We start from the raw sequence: 17,778 nt of genomic DNA, 5'->3' as shown, positions 1-17,778 counted from the left end.
TACGGAAAACTTAGAGGTTTGGAAGAAAGGAGGGCGAATGAACATGAAGCGGATTCATTACGTATACGGCGTTCTTTTATTTAGTTTGAGCTATTATAGTTGGATCTGGTTTTATGCCGATCGACCGGAACTGGCATCGTGGGGGAATAACATTTTTTCTATCATAGGCTGTATAGCTGCAACATTGTTCTTACTGCACACATATCGAACGAATGGCCGGGACCAAGGCCGGTTTTTTCTCTATCTTGCTTTCGGAACAGGAAGTTATCTGATTGCGGAACTGATTTGGATGTCTTATGAAAATATCCAACAGGTTGCCGTTCCTTTTCCCGGTCTGCCGGACCCTTTTTATATGTTGCAATCGTTCTTTTTCTTTATAGCATTTCTTCATTTGATTCGAAAATACGTGACGAAACATCAATTGGTTCGATTCGTGTTTGATATTTTAATCGTCATGACTGTCGCTGTGACATACAGCTGGTTTTTCTTGGTTCGTCCTTCTTTAGCGGATGGGCAAGCGTCGACAGCGGAAAACTTCGTCGCGTTCGCGTATCCGATGAATGATGTCGTGTTGCTGTTTTGTGTCATCAGCATCTACTTCTTAATCGAAAAACGACAAACTGTCACACGACCGACCTGTTTCTCCTTTTTGTTAATCGGAATATTAATTCAGATTATCGCCGATACCATTTTTTTATATATGACGACCATCCATGGGTATGAGAACACCGCAGCGATTGATCCGTTATTCATTTTAAGTTTATTGTTAGTCGCGATTTCCGGTCACGCGGGAGAAGTGACGATGGAACATATCCGAGTCGAGCAGGAAGAAAGGCAATCCTTGCATCTCGGGCGGTTATTTTTACCGTATTTCCTCGTACTTCTATTGTTCTCAACAATGCTGTTTTATGCGCAACGGGGAGATGCCTTAAATGGATTGATGATTGGTTGCGGGGTGACGATTCTCTTAATTTTAGTCCGGCAAATTTTAATGATTTTAAGTAACCATCAATTAATTCAAGAAATCCACCATAAGGCGGACGAGTTGGAAGAGAGTAAGGAACGTTATGAATCACTCTTTACGTATCATCCGGATGCCGTTTATTCTCTTGATTTGAAAGGACAAATTGAAAGTGCGAACCCCTCATTCGAAAAACTGACGGAACATTGTGAGAGCGAGTTGATTGGTCGGTCGTACGATCAATTGCTTGGACAAGGCACTTCTGCCATGGCGGATCAAGATAAGATGAGCGCTGAACAATTCGAGACGGTGTTTCGAAAGGAAGGTGGCAACAATGTCCTGCTCAGCGTGACGACAATTCCGATTCGTGTCCGAAAACGACTTGTTGGTTTGTTCGGCATCGGTCGTGACATCACAGACATGCGGAAAAATGAATTGAAAATCCATCAGCTTGCGTACTATGACCATTTGACGAAAGCGGTCAATCGAAAGTATTTCGAAGAGATGTTACACCATTTAGTCGAGCAAGAACAAAGTCAAGAAACAATCATTCTCTGCTTCATCGACTTAAACGATTTTAAACTCGTGAATGACTCGTTTGGACATCACATCGGCGATCAATTGCTGATTCAAGTCGCAGAACGCTTACGCCGCGCGACAGAAATCGAAGATGTCGTCGCCCGACAAGGGGGCGATGAATTCACGGTCATTCTCCGTCATATCGTGTCGGAAGAAGGGGCGAGAACCCGGACCGAGCGCCTTCTTAACCAGTTGAGCATCCCGTACAATATTGAAGGGCTTGAAGTCGTCTCGAGCCCGAGCATCGGAGTAGTTCGCCATCAAAGAACGGAACCGAAACATGTCGTGACGTTATTAAAACAAGCGGATTTAGCGATGTATCAGGCAAAGGCAAAAGGCGGAAAAACGGTCGTCTTCTTTGATGATATTGCGGAAGCGGCGTCATACCGGCTACGACTTGAGTCGGAGCTCCCCCATGCGATTGAGACGAATCGACTCGTCTTGTATTATCAACCTCAAGTCGACACGATCACGTATCAGATGGTCGGTGTCGAGGGGTTGGTCCGCTGGAATCATCCGGAGCTCGGAATGATTTCACCGAACGATTTCATTCCCCTCGCGGAAGAAGCGGGGATGATCATTCGTCTTGGCGAATGGGTTTTACGTGCAGGCTTTTTGCAGGCGAAACGCTGGGAGGATAAAGGAATCGAGTTGAAGGTCGGTCTGAATGTCTCGATGCAACAGTTCCATCACCCAACGTTCGTCCTGACGTTGATGCAACTTTTAGCAGAAACAGACGTCGACCCGAGGCGAATCGATTTAGAAATCACGGAGGTATCGGCAGTCGAAGACATCGAGGATACGGTCAAGACGATGCATCGTTTGAAAGAGCTGGGGTTCACGATTTCGATTGATGATTTCGGGACAGGCTATTCCTCATTATCCCGTCTCGTCGATTTCCCGATTGATACGTTAAAGATTCCGCGTGAATTCGTTGAAAAAATCAATATCGAGACGAGTGGGTATGCGATGATTTCCTCCATCATTCATTTAGCAAAATCGCTGGATGTAGCAGTCATCGCGGAAGGGGTCGAGACGCTCGAACAAGTCAACGTCTTGAATCGCTTGAAGTGTACACGGATGCAAGGTTATTATTTCGGTCGTCCGATGCGGCCTGAAGCCATTGAGCCGTTGCTCTATCCGGATCAGCGCTAAGCGTAACCGAATCAGTTTGAAACTTTTTCCAAAATCGACTCGTAGACACAGGTAAACGAGGAGGGAACGCACATGAAGAAGGGAAGATGGTTTTTTTCGCTGGCAATGGTTTCTTCGGTCGGTCTTGCCGGATGCAGTCAAGACGACCTGTCGAATAGTGAACTGTTAAAAAAGGCGACGGCAGCACAGGAGGATATTCAGTCGTTTCATATGGAGAGCGACATCTTTTCAGAAGTCGGCGGTCTGCCTGTCAGTCAGCAAGTCGCAGCAGATGTCATTCAAAAACCTTATACGATGCATCAAACGATTAAGATGAAGAATGTCGAGGATGGCTCGGATGTACAAATGGAGAGCTATATGCTCGACGACAAGATGTATATCGCACAGGACGGGCAATGGTTTGTCCAAGACATCTCGGAGATGAATGACATCATGGAATCATCCGTCTCGACCGATCAAAACCTGAAACTGTTGAAGAAGTATAAAGACAATTGGACAGCCGAAAGAAAAGATGAACTCTATCAAATTGATGTGGACTTGACGGGGGACGACTTGAAAAACTTCATGAAAGACGCGCTCGAACAATCGGGACAGATGGCGCAGATGAAAGAGATGATGGATCAAGTGGATTATAAAAAGATGGAATATACGATGACATATGACGCAAAGACGTATTATCCGAAGACGCTCGATATGACGATGGAGTTTGAAATCACAGAAGGCACGACCTTTAAGATGACGAATGAATCCACGTTTTCGAAATTCAATGCCATCGAGTCGATTGAGCTGCCGGAAGAGGCAAAAGAGGCCCAATCGATTACTGATATGAACCAATGACGAACAGCCGATTTTCCCCGACGTGACACGCCGGAGGAGGTCGGCGTTTTTTTCATGTGTGGAACATCTCTGAAAGGGGAACTTAGGAAATAGGGTTGACAGTATTCTGTCAATTCTGAAAAAATGGGAAAGTCTACATACGAATTGCAGAGGGGGGAAAAGCATGGGAACGTCATTCACTGAGTGGGTAAGTTCGGTGTCAAATTTGGTTTGGGGAGCACCGTTACTGATCCTATTAGTCGGAACAGGCATTTACTTAACGATTCGTTTAGGATTCATTCAAATTACAAAACTTCCTTATGCGTTAAAGCTCGCGTTTACGAAACAAGAGGACTCGAAACAATCGGAAGGGGACATCAGTCATTTTCAGGCATTAATGACCGCACTGGCAGCAACGGTCGGTACGGGGAATATCGTCGGTGTCGCAACAGCCGTCGTCCTTGGGGGACCAGGTGCGATCGTCTGGATGTGGTTATCCGGATTATTCGGCATGGCGACCAAATATGCGGAGGCGATTCTCGCCGTCAAATACCGTGTCGTCGATGAAAAGGGGCAGATGGCCGGAGGGCCGATGTACTATCTTGAACGGGGGCTCAAGCAAAAGTGGCTCGGGATTTTATTTGCCGCTTTCGCTTCGATTGCCGCTTTCGGGATTGGTAACGGGGTTCAAACGAACTCGGTCGCGCTCGCGATGAAGTCAACGTTCGATGTACCGCTCTACGTGACCGGAATCGTCTTAATGGTCGCAACAGGTGGCGTCATTTTGGGTGGTGTCAAATCGATTGGGAAAGTCGTCAGCTTTTTCGTGCCATTCATGATTTTCTTTTATGTCGGAAGTGGTTTATTGATCCTGATCATGAACTACGACTTGATTCCAGCGGCATTTTCAACAATTTTCAGCAGCACGTTCTCGAATGAAGCGATTACGGGTGGTGCAATCGGGGCGGCGATTCGTTACGGTGTCGCCCGAGGCGTCTTCTCGAATGAGGCGGGTCTCGGTTCAGCGCCAATCGCGGCGGCGGCTGCGAAAACCGATTTCCCGGGACGACAAGCACTCGTCTCGATGACACAAGTCTTCCTTGATACGATTCTCGTCTGTTCGATGACAGGATTAACGCTCGTCATGGGTGGAAAAATCGGGACCGGATTAGAAGGAGTCGAATTGACGACTGCAAGTTTTGAAGTGTTCCTCGGTCCGACCGGAAAGTATATCGTCACGATTGGACTTGTCTTGTTTGCCTTTTCAACAGTCCTCGGCTGGTCGTATTACGGTGAAAAATCGATTTATTATCTCTTTGGTCAAAAATCAATCGTGCCGTACCGCGTCGTATTTGTTCTCGTCGCCGGACTGGGCGCGATGACGACGAACTTGAACATGGTTTGGGCCATCTCGGACGTCTTCAACGGTTTGATGGCAATACCGAACTTGATTGGTCTGCTTGGTCTGTCCGGCGTCGTCATTGCCGAGACGAGGTTGTTCCGCGAACAGCTGAAAAAAGAACAGGCAAATCGAAACGCCTCCTGAATCCAAAAGAGATCATTTCTTTTGGAGGTGAATCCGACGCAGGAGTCAGATCACAATCCATCAAACGGCCGACGCTTCCGACTTTTTACGGAAGCATCGGCCGTTTCTATGCAAATTCTTATCGTTCACAAGAGAAAGGGAGGCGGATTTCCGGATCATACACTGGAAATCCACCTCCCTCTATTCATTTCAAATCGTTAAGTGGTCCGGTAGAACATGACCGACTCATATGGACGTAATGTGACGTTGCGCCCGTCTTGTGCGACATCAGGATAGTTCTGAATCAAGACGTCGGCGTCCGACATCGTCTCTGGTAACGTGAACGTCGTTTCTGAACTGTAGAAGTTCGAGAGGACGAGCAGCTGTTCGTCCTCTGTCGTTCGTTCGTACGCCCAAATCGACAAGTCGTCCGGTGTGAGAAGACGATACATTCCGTTCGTCAACACGTCATATTGTTTTCGTAATTGAATCAACTTTTTATAGTGGTGGAACACCGAATCAGGATTAGCGACGGCAGCTTTGACATTGATGTCAGTATAGTTCGGAGCGACGTCGATCCACGGCGTTGCTTCTGAAAAACCGGCGTGAAGCGTCGAGTCCCATTGCATCGGTGTTCGGGCATTGTCGCGTGATTTTTGGCGGATTGCCGCAAGAATCTGTTCAGATGCTTCGCCCTGAGCAATTTTTTCTTCATAGAGATTCAATGTTTCGACGTCACGATAATCTGTAAGATCCGTAAAGTCCGGATTCGTCATCCCGATTTCTTCGCCTTGATAAATATACGGTGTGCCTTGTAGACCGTGTAACGTCGTCGCGAGCATCTTCGCGCTTTCGACGCGGTAGACGGTATCGTCACCGAACCGGCTGACGACACGGGGCTGGTCGTGGTTGCACCAAAAGATGGCATTCCACGCTTTTCCCTGCATCCCGACCTGCCAGTCCGACAGGATCCGTTTTAACTCAAGAAAATCGAATGGCGCGGCTATCCATTTTTGACCGTCCGGATAGTCGACTTTTAAATGGTGGAAGTTAAAGGTCATCTTCAACTCTTCCTCGCTGACATTTGAATACTGCCGGCAATGATTGAGTGTCGTCGAGGACATCTCACCGACCGTCATCAAGTCATAACCGTCAAACACACGTTGATTCATTTCCTGGAGGTACTCATGGACACGAGGTCCATCCGTATAAAACGTTCTGCCGTCTCCAGTCGGATCATTGGGGAACGATTGATCCTTCGAGATGAGATTGATGACATCCAGGCGAAATCCACGGACCCCTTTGTCGCGCCAAAACTGCATCATCTGATAGATGTCTTCGCGAAGACGCGGGTTTTCCCAGTTGAGATCGGCTTGGGTTTGATCGAACAAATGAAGATAATATTTGCCGGCGACTTCATCAAACGACCAGGCCGGACCACCGAACTTCGACTGCCAGTTGGTCGGTTCATCCCGCCAAATGAAATAATCATGATACGGACTGTCGGGATTCCGTCCTTGCTGGAACCAGTCGTGCTCCGTTGAACAGTGATTGACGACGATATCCATCATCACCGACAAATCACGTTTTGTTGCTTCCGCAAGCAGGTCATCGAAGTCTTGCATCGTCCCGTAAGAAGGGTCAATCGCATAATAGTCGCTGACATCATACCCATTGTCATTTTGTGGTGAGGCATAGACGGGTGTCAGCCATAAATAATCAATGCCGAGTGACGCGAGATAGTCGAGTTTTTCCGTGACGCCACGGAGGGTGCCCGTCGCTTTTCCTTCCGGGCTGTAAAAACTTTTCGGATAGATTTGATAAACAGCGGATTTCCGCCAGTCGGTCGTTGTGAGCGTCATACAAGTCACACCTTTCTAAAAACAGTTACGCAGCATCTTTGAGTGCCGCTTTTCGTGCGCGTTTCGTCGAGACGTAATGGAACAGGAACGTACAGACAACCGGGATAACAATCGCAATCACCATACCGATGATGAACGATAAAATCGATCCGGGAACGATTGAGATGAAGGCAGGCAAACCACCGACACCGATTGCAGGAGCTAAGACACCGCTGACGGCGATGAAGGAAGAAGCGATGGCTGATCCGACGAGTGCTGCATAAAATGGATATTTAAAGCGTAAGTTGACACCGAACATCGCCGGTTCCGTAATGCCGAAGTAGGCAGAAATCGCGGACGTCGACGCCATGTTTTTATCATTCGCGTTTTTCGCGAGGAAGAGCATGGCGAGCGTCGCTGATCCTTGAGCGATATTCGAGATGGCGATCATCGGCCAGATGAAGGTTGAACCGCTTTGTCCAATCAGTTGAAGATCGACGGCGATGAACATATGGTGCATCCCCGTGATGACGAGTGGCGCATAGAGGGCACCGAACAACAAGGCACCAAGCAATGGTACGGCTTCAAACGTATTGACGACACCAATCGTGATCCAGTCGCCGAGCTGACGCGTGACGGGACCGATGACAGCAAGGGCAAGGAAACCTGTTAAAGTAATCGTCGTAATCGGTACGACGAGGAGTTGGATTGCATTCGGAACACGTTCCTTGAGCCATTTTTCAATTGTACTTAAGACATAGGCTGCTGCGAGTACAGGCAGAATTTGACCTTGGTAACCGACCTTTTCGATTTCGAAGAGACCGAGTATGTTGAATGTCGGAATCTCGCCTTTTAACGCACTTTGTCCATAGTTCCAGGCATTTAAGAGGTCCGGGTGGACAAGCATCAGTCCCATGACGATCCCGAGGACTTCACTTCCGCCAAACCGTTTTGTCGCCGACCAGCCGACAAGTGCCGGTAAGAAGACAAAGGCGGTATTCGCCATCATGTTGATTAAATCCCATAACCCCTGGAGGTTCGGGTAGCGGTCAATCATCGTTTTTCCGCCGAACTCGATGCCGAAGAGATTGTTGATCCCCATCAAGAGACCAGCGACGATGATGGCAGGGATGATTGGCATGAAGACGTCGGAGAAGACTTTAATCAATTTCTGGAACGGATTCATCTTGGAAGCACCGGACGATTTGACGTCGGCGATGGTCGTTGCTTTTAATCCGGTCAATTGAATGAATTCGGCATAGACGCGGTCGACATCCCCCGCACCGATGACGATTTGATAGACGCCGGCATTCAGGAATGCCCCTTTGACGAGCGGGACTTCGAGTAAGGCATCTTGTTCGACGAGGCTTTGATCTTTCAGTGTCAGGCGGAGCCGCGTCACACAATGGGCGGCTTGCTCAATATTATCTTTCCCACCGATTCGTTCGATGAGTTGTTCAGCAATTTGACGGTAATTAGGTTTCATCTCTCATTCTCCTTTTGGATTGAACTGAAGACATCACTTGAAATGAAAACGTTTTCTTATCTGCGCAAATTCATCTTAACTTATCTATATAAGTTAAGTCAATAACTTATATAGATAAGTTTGAAAGAATTGAAGAAGAGGAGACTTCAATCCTTTCTGAATCAAGATAAAAACCGCCTCTCCGACAAAATCGGGAGGCGGTTTAAGACTGTAGACAACGTGCTACCGGGAAATCAAGCGTCTGTTTTCGTTGTGTTCCTCGGGCGAAACGCAAGCCGTTGCTCCTTGATCCTCATGGACAACGAGCAGGGTCTTGCCTGCCTCTGAACGTGCGTTAAAAACGCACTTTTCCCCGTAGGAGTCAACGAAACGTGACACTTTTCAGGTCATACCATGAGGAAAATCCAGGAATGCAAACGGTTTAGAACGCAATCTGTCTCGAATCGTCTTTTGAGCGGCCATCTTGCGGTCTATCGACGCGCGATATCCGTAAATTGAAATTTATCGAGACGGTGGCGCGATTCCGTATGTTCGAAATGTTGTCCTTCATAATAATACGTGTCATTCGTGATGACGATGACATGCGTCGTCCCCTCTAAGTCGAGTTGTTCTCGATCTTCAGCTGTCGCAGGCTGCGCTTCGATTTTTCGTTTCGCATAGCTGATTTGCCGGTTCAACGTTTGTTCGATATACGTATAAATCGAGCCGGAAGCGACCGTTGAAGTGAGTCCTGGGACGAGTTCTGTCACGAAGTGGTTGATATCAAAAATGACGCGTTCCCCGTCGATGATTCGAATTCGTTTGATTCGTGTGATCGATGTTCCTTTTTTTACACTGAATAACTGAGCGAGCTCATCCGTCGCATCGATGATGTCGCAAGACAAAACGTCCGTTTCAACTTCGTGTTGCCCCATTTTTTGATGGGCTTCCGAGAAGCTGACGATACCATTGAACTGAAACTCGATCGCATCTTGACTCAAGACGAAGACGCCTTTGCCTTGTTGTTTACGAACAAAGCCTTTTTCGAGCAACGCATCGATTGCCTTACGGACCGTCCCGCGACTCGCAGAGAATTCTGCCATCAATTCCGTTTCTGACGGTAATTTCGTTTCAGCAGGTAATGATCCATCCTGAATCCGGGCGGCGAGTTGTCGGGAAATTTGAAGATATTTTGGCATGGGTGTAGACCGTCCTTATTTAAAAGATTTGAAACAAGTGTAGCACGGATTCAGCGACTCCACCCAATCATCCGGCGGTAGGAACTGAAGGCAGGCCAGGCGAGAATCAAGACGGCGAGCCAATACAGGATTTGATTCTCGGACGAAATGACGCCGATGACGGCAGCGAGTATGAACGTCGTATAGACCGTAAAGAGAATGATGAAAAACGGATGCGACTTCGGAAAGACGGTAAAGCGACCGAGTCGCTCGTTTTCGCTACGCACATAAAGCTGACGGCTGATGACGAGAAGCAGGATCGTCAAAGCAGCGCTGTAAATCGCAGGACCGGTTAAATCATTCGATTGGAACAACAACGGGAACGGGGTTGTGACCGTCATCAAAAAATCCAGTGACGATGTGAAATCATCCTTAAGTCCGAAACCGAGTGTCGTGACGGCAGCGATGGCAAAAAACGTGAAGTAATTCAAAAAGAACAGGAACATCCCGATTAAGAGCTGACCGATGATATCACCCGCAATCGTTCCTGCGAACAAGAAAATAGCGAAGACGGTCATATCGAAGATGAAGAATTTAAAAAAGTCATATGTCAGATCGCTCAAAGTGACGTAATCAAACGGATGAATGCCCCCGATGCCTTGTAAGATGAACCAGCTCGAGAAAAAGCCGAGGATTGGAATGATGATCAATACGGCGGCCCCGATACTCAACTTAATGAAGAATAGATGTTTTTTATGAATCGGTAAGGCATGGAGGATTAAACTGCGTCCGCTGCCCCGTTCTTGACCAACCATCAAAATGGCGAAGACGGCAATCAAAAGCGCTCCGAAACCGGCGAAAATCGGGCTGACGAGTACGGTTTGCAAGAGATTTGGTTTTGCATCAAGACGATACGTATCGAAATTTTCGATGGCGGAGAAACTGCTGAAGCCGTAGCTGAAGATTGCGAGTAAAAAGAACGTCGCGAGCGGCCAAATGCCTTGTTTGATATGATAACGAATCAATTGTTTAATCATGACGATTTCCTCCGAACGTTCCTAAAAAATAGTCTTCCATCTGGACTGGTAAGGTGTCCTTTAATAAGGGATTCGTCTTCTCTAAGTAAAGCTTTCCTGCGTCCGATAAGACGAGCAAGGTGACGACGCGTCCGGTTTGTGTCAGGACATGAATGTCATGGTGCTTCAGCTCGGGGACGATCTCGTAGACGACTTGCCATTTTTGCATGCTCGCTTTTGCATCGTCGAGCGTCTTCGGTTCCTTGACGAGGTGCTGTTCGATCGTCATCACGCGGTCCGCGAGCGTATCGAGTTCCTCGAGTTGGTGTGAGGCAATCAAGACGGCTGTCTGACGTTCCGTCAGTAAAGAGACCAGTTGCTGTAAGTAGTTGCGCTTATTAATCCGGTCGAGTCCGTCTGTCGGTTCGTCGAGTAACAAAACAGGGGCGTTCGTCGCAAACGCGAGTTGCAGCAAGAACAGTTGCGCCTGTCCTTTCGAGAGCGACGTCACTTTCCGACCACGATCGAGGTTCGACGAGCGGCAGTAGTTTTCGATGTAGGTCCGTTCGAAGTTCGGATAAAAAGCCTGATAAAACTCAATCAGTGATCCGAGTGTCATCTGACGGTAGACGCCGATGGAGTCGGGAACGAGAAATAGATGCTTCCGTGCTGCCGGGACGTCGTGGATTGACTGGTTGTTCCATTCGACTTTCCCGCGCGAGGGTTCGAGTGCCCCGACAAGTGTTTTCAGTAACGTCGTTTTCCCGGCACCGTTACGTCCGATCAGTGCCGTGATCGTACCGGCAGGCAATGTGAACGAGGCATTTTCATAAATCATCGTCGAATCGATTTGTTTCGTTAAGTGTGACACGGTCAACATGATGAATCCTCCCTGTTTTGAATGAGTAACTGATAAAGTTCTTCGTTTGAGATCGACAGTTCGTTCGCGACGGTACAAAGTGTCGTGATGTGCTCTTGAATGGCAGCTTGTTTGACTTGGTCAAGCGGCAAATCCGAGACGAAGGAGCCTTTTCCTCGCATCGTCACGATAAAGTCTCGGCTCTCGAGTTCCTGATAGGCGCGCGAGACGGTATTCGGATTGACGAGCAGCGTGCTCGCAAGATCGCGGACCGATGGCATTTGTTCACCTGAACGTAAGAGCCCTCGGGCGATGGCACGAATGATTTGCGTGACCAATTGTTCATAAATCGGGAGCGGACTTTTCGGATCAACGGTAAACATCCTTCCACCTCCTTAAGTGTATTAATTCAATTAGTACACTAATTATAGGAAAATGACCGTCTGACGTCAACTACCGGTCTGACGACGGAAGTGTCGGTCGCGAGGAGGTCTTGCTACTGACGTTCTAAATATTTGCTATACTGACGATAGAAGAACCGTCAGGAAGGATGACCGATTATGTTGGATCGATTAAGTGCGTTAGAGGACCGTTATGAAAAATTAAATGATCAGTTGGCTGACCCGGCGATCATTAATGATACGAATCAATTACGAGAGGTCTCAAAGGAGCAATCCCAGCTCGCGCCGACCGTCGAAACGTATCGCGTTTACCGCGATAAGATGGAAGCCTATCAGGAAGCACGTCAAATGTTGACGGATCCCGAGATGCGGGACCTCGCGAAAGAAGAAGTGACAATCCTGGAGCCGGAAATCAAGGAACTCGAAACGAAATTAAAAGCGTTACTCTTACCGAAGGATCCGAACGACGACAAAAACGTCATCGTCGAGATTCGGGGTGCGGCAGGAGGCGACGAGGCAGCCTTATTTGCGTCTGATCTTTTCAAGATGTACTCGAAGTTTGCTGAGAAACAAGCCTGGAAAATCGAAATCATCGATGCGAGCTACACGGAACTCGGCGGCTATAAAGAAATCATCTTCATCGTCAAAGGGACAGGTGCGTACTCGAAACTGAAATATGAGAACGGCGCCCATCGCGTCCAACGTGTGCCTTCGACAGAATCAGGCGGACGGATTCATACATCAACAGCGACCGTCGCCGTCTTGCCGGAAGCAGAAGATGTCGAAGTTGAAATTCACGATAAAGATGTCCGCGTCGATACGTTTACATCGAGCGGTCCCGGCGGTCAGTCCGTCAATACGACACAATCCGCTGTCCGCGTGACACACGTGCCGACAGGAATCGTCGCCAGCTGTCAGGATGAGAAATCGCAAATTAAAAATAAAGAAAAAGCAATGAAAGTGTTACGAGCACGCGTCTATGATAAAATTCAACGCGAACAGCAGGCCGAGTACGATGAAAAACGCAAATCAGCTGTCGGGACGGGCGACCGTTCCGAGCGGATCCGGACGTATAACTTCGCTCAAAACCGGGTGACGGATCACCGAATCGGCTTGACGATTCAAAAGCTCGACCGGATTCTCCAAGGCGAGATGGATGAAGTCATCGACACGCTCGTGATGGAGTACCAGGCACGGGCATCGGAGGCGGCGAACTGATGCGGATTGCGAAACGATTGAATCAAGCACAAACGATGTTAGCCGCGGCAGGACGCGAGGCGTCGAGTGCCGAATGGTTACTTATGCATGTGTTACAAGTCGACCGGACGGGATTGCTCGTGCGACTTTCGGACGAATTATCGCCGGACGATGACCTGTTATTCAGCGAATACTTACTGGCACACGTCAATGGTGTTCCCGTCCAACACTTGATCGGGTACCAACCCTTTTATGGACGCGATTTTCAGGTTACGCCAGCTGTCCTGATTCCCCGTCCGGAAACGGAAGAATTGATTGAGTTCGTCGTCCGTCGTTTAGGCGGGGAAACATTCTACCCGGGTGAAATCGTCGATATCGGAACGGGAAGCGGAGCGATCGGGGTCACACTCGCGCTCGAGCTTAGACAGCCGGTCACGACGGTCGATATTTCAGAAGACGCACTTGCTGTCGCGAAAAAAAATCAAGCGGCACTTGGCGGCGACGTAACTTTTTTACAAGGGGATCTGCTTGAGCCGCTCGCCGATCAATCGGTCCGTGTCCTCGTCTCGAACCCGCCTTATATTGAAGAAGATGAGTTGCTCAGTGACGTCGTATTTGACCATGAGCCTCATCTCGCGCTGTTCGGCGGAAAAGACGGTCTCGTCTTTTATCGTCGCTTGATTGACGGCAGCACACGTATTTTAAAGGACGATTTTCGCTTGATTGTGTTTGAAATCGGACACAATCAAGGAAGTGAAGTGCAAATGATGTTAAAAGAGCGTTATCCTACTGCGGAAACGGGTATTTTAAAAGATATAAACGGTAAAGACCGTATCGTGTATGCGGAACGAAAGGATTGTACAGAGTGAAGACGGAAATGATCGATCAACAGACACTGGATGTAGCAGTAAACTTATTAAAAGCAGGGGAAGTCGTCGCGATGCCGACAGAGACCGTTTATGGTCTTGCGGGGGATGCGACGAGCGAGACGGCCGTTCGGCGAATCTTCGCCGCGAAGGGCCGACCGTCCGACAACCCATTGATTGTCCATGTCGCGTCAATCGAACAGGCAGAGCAGTTCGTCACTCATATTCCGGCTGTCGCGAAACGTTTGATGGATACGTTTTGGCCAGGTGCCTTGACGATCATTCTAGAATCGAACGGAACCGCTTCAAGCCTCGTCACCGCAGGACTTGATACGATTGGATTACGGATGCCGGACCATCCTCTTGCACTTCAATTGATTGAAGCGACAGGACTAGGGTTAGCGGCACCGAGTGCCAACCGTTCCGGAAAACCTTCTCCGACGTCATCGGCACATGTCGCCTATGACCTCTCGGGACGAATCGCAGCAATCGTCGATGGGGGAGAAACCGGTATCGGTGTTGAATCGACCGTCATCGACTGTACGATGACACCTCCGGTCATTTTACGACCGGGCGGCGTCACACGTGAGCAGCTGGAAGGCGAGATCGGCACCGTGGCACTCGATCCTGCTTTATCGATGAAAGATAAAACACCGAAGGCACCGGGAATGAAGTACACGCACTACGCACCGGAAGCAACACTGTCCGTCGTGGCGGGCGACCTCTCTTTCCTGCAGCAGCTCATCGATGAAGCACGCCAAACCGGACAAAAGACCGGCGTCATTCTCTTTGACGGAGAAGACGTCGAAGCAGATGTCCGCTGTTTCCTCGGCACGACCGCAGAAACAGCGGCACAGCGTCTTTACGATTGTTTACGGCGATTTGATCAGACGACGGTGGATCAGATTTTTGTACGGGACCTATCAGAAGAAGGGGTTGGGCTAGCAGTCCGAAATCGGCTCCATAAGGCAGCAGGTGGTCGGATCATTCGCCCGTAAAGAAGGAGGATACTGAGATGAGCACACGTCGCGTATTGTTTATCTGTACTGGAAATACATGCCGGAGCCCGATGGCGATGGCATTACTACGCTCAAAAGTCGCAGATCAAGAGTTTGATGTCCGGTCTGCGGGACTGCGTTCGATGCAAGGCTTCGATGCGTCAGAGAACGCACTCCAAGTATTGCGGGAACGGGGAATTGAACTCGAGCATTATACGCAAGTTTTCGATGATGTTCTCGGACGCTGGTCTGACATCATCTTGACGATGACGCGGAGTCATAAACAAGAAGTCGGGGAACGTTACCCGGAACTGAAGGACCGGACGTTCACCCTCTATGAATATGTGACAGGGCTTGAGCGGGACATCAACGATCCGTACGGTGGATCGATGAACGTTTATCGACAAGTTCGAAATGAACTCGAACCCCTCGTCAACCGTCTTGTGTTAAAATTAACGCAGAACGGAAATGGAAGAAAAGCGCCGGACAACCGGAAACTTCCGAAAAAACAACCTAGACAAACGGGGGAATAGTTCAGATGAAAGTAGCAATCGGTGCAGATCATGGTGGCTTTAAACTCAAAGCAGAAATCAACGGTTTATTAAAGGAACTCGGGATCGACTATACGGACTTCGGTACGTATTCGTCTGACTCGATTGATTACCCGGACGTCGCGATTCCCGTCGCTGAGGCCGTCGCGAACGGTGAATTTGATCGTGGAATCCTGATTTGCGGAACAGGAATCGGAATCGGAATCGCAGCGAATAAAGTCAAAGGGATTCGTGCGGCACTCGTCCATGATACGTTCAGCGCAAAAGCGACACGTCAGCATAACAACTCGAACATCTTGACGATGGGCGAACGTGTCATCGGACCGGGTCTTGCGCTTGATATCGCAAAGATTTGGTTAGAGACGGAGTTCGAAGGTGGACGTCACGAAAACCGTGTCTGCAAAATCTCGGATTATGAGGTGAAGTAAATGGATCTCGAACAGATTAAACAGGATCTTGAAGCCTCGTTGACTGATTTGAATGAGCGCTTCCCCCTCAAAGGGAAGCTGCTCGTCATCGGTTGTTCGACGAGTGAAGTCATCGGTAAACAAATCGGAAAAGCGGGTTCGCCGGAAGTCGCGGAAGCATTGTTTGAGGTGTTCGATACATTTCGTCGTTCGCATCAAATCGATCTTGCGTTCCAAGGTTGTGAACATATCAACCGCGCCTTGACGCTCGAACGCCAAACGGTTGAACGACTCGGACTGGAACCGGTCACGGTCGTCCCGGTACCGGAAGCAGGTGGTTCGATGGCGAGTATCGCCTATGAACGTTTTTCTGCCCCGGTCGTCGTCGAATCGATTCAAGCTGATGCCGGAATCGACATCGGAGACACGTTCATCGGCATGCACTTGAAGCCGGTCGCTATCCCGGTTCGCCTTCCACACCGGGAAATCGGTGAGGCACATGTTACGGCAGCAACGACGCGTCCGAAGTTAATTGGTGGAATGCGTGCTAAATACGAATGATTCGTGCAAGGGGTTGCATACCTCTTGCTATTTTTCTGCACTTTTTGTGGGTGCCGCGGACTGATTATTCGTGTTAAGATAGGCGTATCGAAAATGAATGGGGGAATTCAGATGGAACAAACACCGCTTACGTATCTGAAACAGCAAGATGAGGAACTCTTTTCGGCAATGCGCAAGGAACTAGGACGTCAACGCGATAATATCGAGTTGATTGCGTCAGAAAACTTCGTCTCGCAAGCTGTCATGGAAGCACAAGGTAGCGTGCTGACGAACAAGTATGCAGAAGGTTACCCGGGACGCCGTTATTACGGTGGGTGCGAATTCGTTGATCTCGCAGAAGACTTGGCACGTGATCGTGCGAAAGCAATCTTCGGTGCCGAACATGCAAACGTTCAACCGCACTCGGGTGCACAAGCGAACATGGCCGTCTACTTCACGATTCTTGACCAGGGCGATACGGTCCTCGGGATGAACCTCTCACACGGTGGCCACTTAACGCATGGTAGTCCTGTGAATTTCTCCGGTGTTCAATACAACTTCGTCGAATACGGTGTCGATCAAGAGACAGAGATGATTGATTACGATGTCGTCGCGAAGCTTGCAGAAGAACACAAACCAAAATTGATCGTTGCGGGAGCATCGGCTTATCCGCGCGTCATCGACTTCAAACGTTTCCGTGAAATCGCAGACAGCGTCGGCGCATACTTGATGGTCGATATGGCGCATATTGCAGGGCTCGTTGCAGCGGGTCTGCACCCGAACCCGGTCGAGCATGCACACTTCGTCACGACGACGACGCACAAGACACTCCGTGGGCCACGTGGTGGGATGATTCTCTGTAAAGAAGAACATGCGAAAGCGATCGATAAATCGATCTTCCCTGGTATTCAAGGCGGTCCCCTCATGCACGTCATCGCAGCAAAAGCGGTCGCGTTCGGTGAGGCACTTGCTCCTGAATTCAAAGACTACATTGGTCAAGTCGTCACGAATGCAAAAGTACTCGGTGAAGAATTGACGGCACGTGGTCTGCGGATCGTTTCAGGCGGCACGGACAACCACTTGTTGCTCGTCGACTTACAGCCGCTCGGCATCACAGGTAAGCTCGCTGAGCATGCCCTTGATGAAGCGGGTATCACGGTCAACAAAAACACGATTCCATTCGATCCGGCCAGCCCATTCGTCACGAGCGGGATTCGCATCGGGACGGCAGCGATGACGTCACGTGGTTTTAAAGAAGAAGAAATGAAACAAATTGCGGCATTGATTGAACTCGTCCTCAAAAACCCGGAAGACGACGACACATTAAAAAATGCACACGAGCAAGTCCTTGCATTGACAGGTCGCTTCCCGCTTTACCCGGAACGCGGGTAATTGGAACGCATGCCGACCCGTCTGTTGAACC

The 17,778-nt window shown here is 49.0% G+C and carries 16 protein-coding genes; 10 read left to right on the top strand and 6 right to left on the bottom strand.

Annotated elements, in window-relative coordinates; all coding sequences use genetic code 11:
* Window positions 1-43 precede the first annotated feature (43 nt).
* The 3 genes from KNQ02_RS13880 (at window position 44) to KNQ02_RS13870 (ending at window position 5,057) form a co-directional block, all read left to right on the top strand.
* Window positions 44-2,695, top strand: a complete 2,652-nt coding sequence (locus KNQ02_RS13880) for a putative bifunctional diguanylate cyclase/phosphodiesterase (RefSeq protein WP_251135092.1) — start codon at window positions 44-46, stop codon at window positions 2,693-2,695.
* A gap of 72 nt (window positions 2,696-2,767) precedes the next feature.
* Window positions 2,768-3,532, top strand: a complete 765-nt coding sequence (locus KNQ02_RS13875) for a DUF6612 family protein (protein ID WP_214767780.1) — start codon at window positions 2,768-2,770, stop codon at window positions 3,530-3,532.
* Window positions 3,533-3,695: 163 nt separating this feature from the next.
* Window positions 3,696-5,057 carry an alanine/glycine:cation symporter family protein gene (locus KNQ02_RS13870; RefSeq protein ID WP_088837987.1) on the top strand — a complete coding sequence of 454 codons (1,362 nt, stop codon included), beginning with the start codon at window positions 3,696-3,698 and terminating at the stop codon, window positions 5,055-5,057.
* Between the two features lie 197 nt (window positions 5,058-5,254).
* Here KNQ02_RS13870 and treC read toward each other — a convergent pair whose 3' ends face one another.
* The 6 genes from treC to KNQ02_RS13840 form a co-directional block, all read right to left on the bottom strand.
* Window positions 5,255-6,898 carry an alpha,alpha-phosphotrehalase gene (treC, locus tag KNQ02_RS13865; protein WP_214808895.1) on the bottom strand — a complete coding sequence of 548 codons (1,644 nt, stop codon included), beginning with the start codon at window positions 6,896-6,898 and terminating at the stop codon, window positions 5,255-5,257.
* Between the two features lie 25 nt (window positions 6,899-6,923).
* Window positions 6,924-8,363, bottom strand: coding sequence for a PTS system trehalose-specific EIIBC component (gene treP, locus KNQ02_RS13860; RefSeq protein WP_088837985.1), 1,440 nt, complete (start codon window positions 8,361-8,363; stop codon window positions 6,924-6,926).
* Between the two features lie 470 nt (window positions 8,364-8,833).
* On the bottom strand, window positions 8,834-9,541 hold the full coding sequence (gene treR / locus KNQ02_RS13855) for a trehalose operon repressor (RefSeq protein WP_088837984.1): 708 nt from the start codon (window positions 9,539-9,541) through the stop codon (window positions 8,834-8,836).
* A 50-nt stretch (window positions 9,542-9,591) separates the two neighbouring features.
* Window positions 9,592-10,557, bottom strand: a complete 966-nt coding sequence (locus tag KNQ02_RS13850) for a hypothetical protein (RefSeq protein ID WP_088837983.1) — start codon at window positions 10,555-10,557, stop codon at window positions 9,592-9,594.
* Window positions 10,550-11,416, bottom strand: a complete 867-nt coding sequence (locus KNQ02_RS13845) for an ATP-binding cassette domain-containing protein (RefSeq protein WP_214808893.1) — start codon at window positions 11,414-11,416, stop codon at window positions 10,550-10,552. Before KNQ02_RS13845 ends, KNQ02_RS13850 begins: the two co-directional genes overlap by 8 nt.
* Window positions 11,410-11,778: a GntR family transcriptional regulator gene (locus tag KNQ02_RS13840; RefSeq protein WP_214808891.1), complete on the bottom strand. Its 369-nt coding sequence runs from the start codon at window positions 11,776-11,778 to the stop codon at window positions 11,410-11,412. The genes KNQ02_RS13845 and KNQ02_RS13840 overlap by 7 nt, the downstream gene beginning before the upstream one ends.
* A 177-nt stretch (window positions 11,779-11,955) precedes the next feature.
* Between KNQ02_RS13840 and prfA the strand changes: the two genes are divergently transcribed.
* The 7 genes from prfA to glyA all read left to right on the top strand — a co-directional run bounded on the left by prfA (window position 11,956) and on the right by glyA (window position 17,747).
* Window positions 11,956-13,014: a peptide chain release factor 1 gene (prfA, locus tag KNQ02_RS13835; RefSeq protein ID WP_214770987.1), complete on the top strand. Its 1,059-nt coding sequence runs from the start codon at window positions 11,956-11,958 to the stop codon at window positions 13,012-13,014.
* A complete protein-coding gene (gene prmC / locus KNQ02_RS13830; RefSeq protein WP_214802892.1) occupies window positions 13,014-13,862 on the top strand; it encodes a peptide chain release factor N(5)-glutamine methyltransferase in 849 nt (282 codons plus the stop codon). The genes prfA and prmC overlap by 1 nt, the downstream gene beginning before the upstream one ends.
* The gene (locus tag KNQ02_RS13825; protein WP_088837979.1) at window positions 13,859-14,857 is read left to right on the top strand and encodes an L-threonylcarbamoyladenylate synthase; all 999 of its coding nucleotides are present in this window, start codon (window positions 13,859-13,861) and stop codon (window positions 14,855-14,857) included. Before prmC ends, KNQ02_RS13825 begins: the two co-directional genes overlap by 4 nt.
* A gap of 17 nt (window positions 14,858-14,874) precedes the next feature.
* Window positions 14,875-15,390, top strand: coding sequence for a low molecular weight protein arginine phosphatase (locus tag KNQ02_RS13820; protein ID WP_029331765.1), 516 nt, complete (start codon window positions 14,875-14,877; stop codon window positions 15,388-15,390).
* Between the two features lie 5 nt (window positions 15,391-15,395).
* Window positions 15,396-15,836, top strand: a complete 441-nt coding sequence (gene rpiB / locus KNQ02_RS13815) for a ribose 5-phosphate isomerase B (RefSeq protein WP_029331763.1) — start codon at window positions 15,396-15,398, stop codon at window positions 15,834-15,836.
* Complete coding sequence (locus KNQ02_RS13810; protein ID WP_214767769.1) at window positions 15,837-16,376, top strand: TIGR01440 family protein; 540 nt, start codon at window positions 15,837-15,839, stop codon at window positions 16,374-16,376.
* Window positions 16,377-16,487: 111 nt separating this feature from the next.
* Window positions 16,488-17,747, top strand: a complete 1,260-nt coding sequence (gene glyA, locus KNQ02_RS13805; RefSeq protein WP_088837978.1) for a serine hydroxymethyltransferase — start codon at window positions 16,488-16,490, stop codon at window positions 17,745-17,747.
* Window positions 17,748-17,778 lie beyond the last annotated feature (31 nt).

Source organism: Exiguobacterium sp. s102 (genome assembly GCF_018618635.1).
GTDB lineage: Bacteria > Bacillota > Bacilli > Exiguobacteriales > Exiguobacteriaceae > Exiguobacterium_A > Exiguobacterium_A oxidotolerans.
This window is presented reverse-complemented; position numbering and strand designations above follow the sequence as displayed.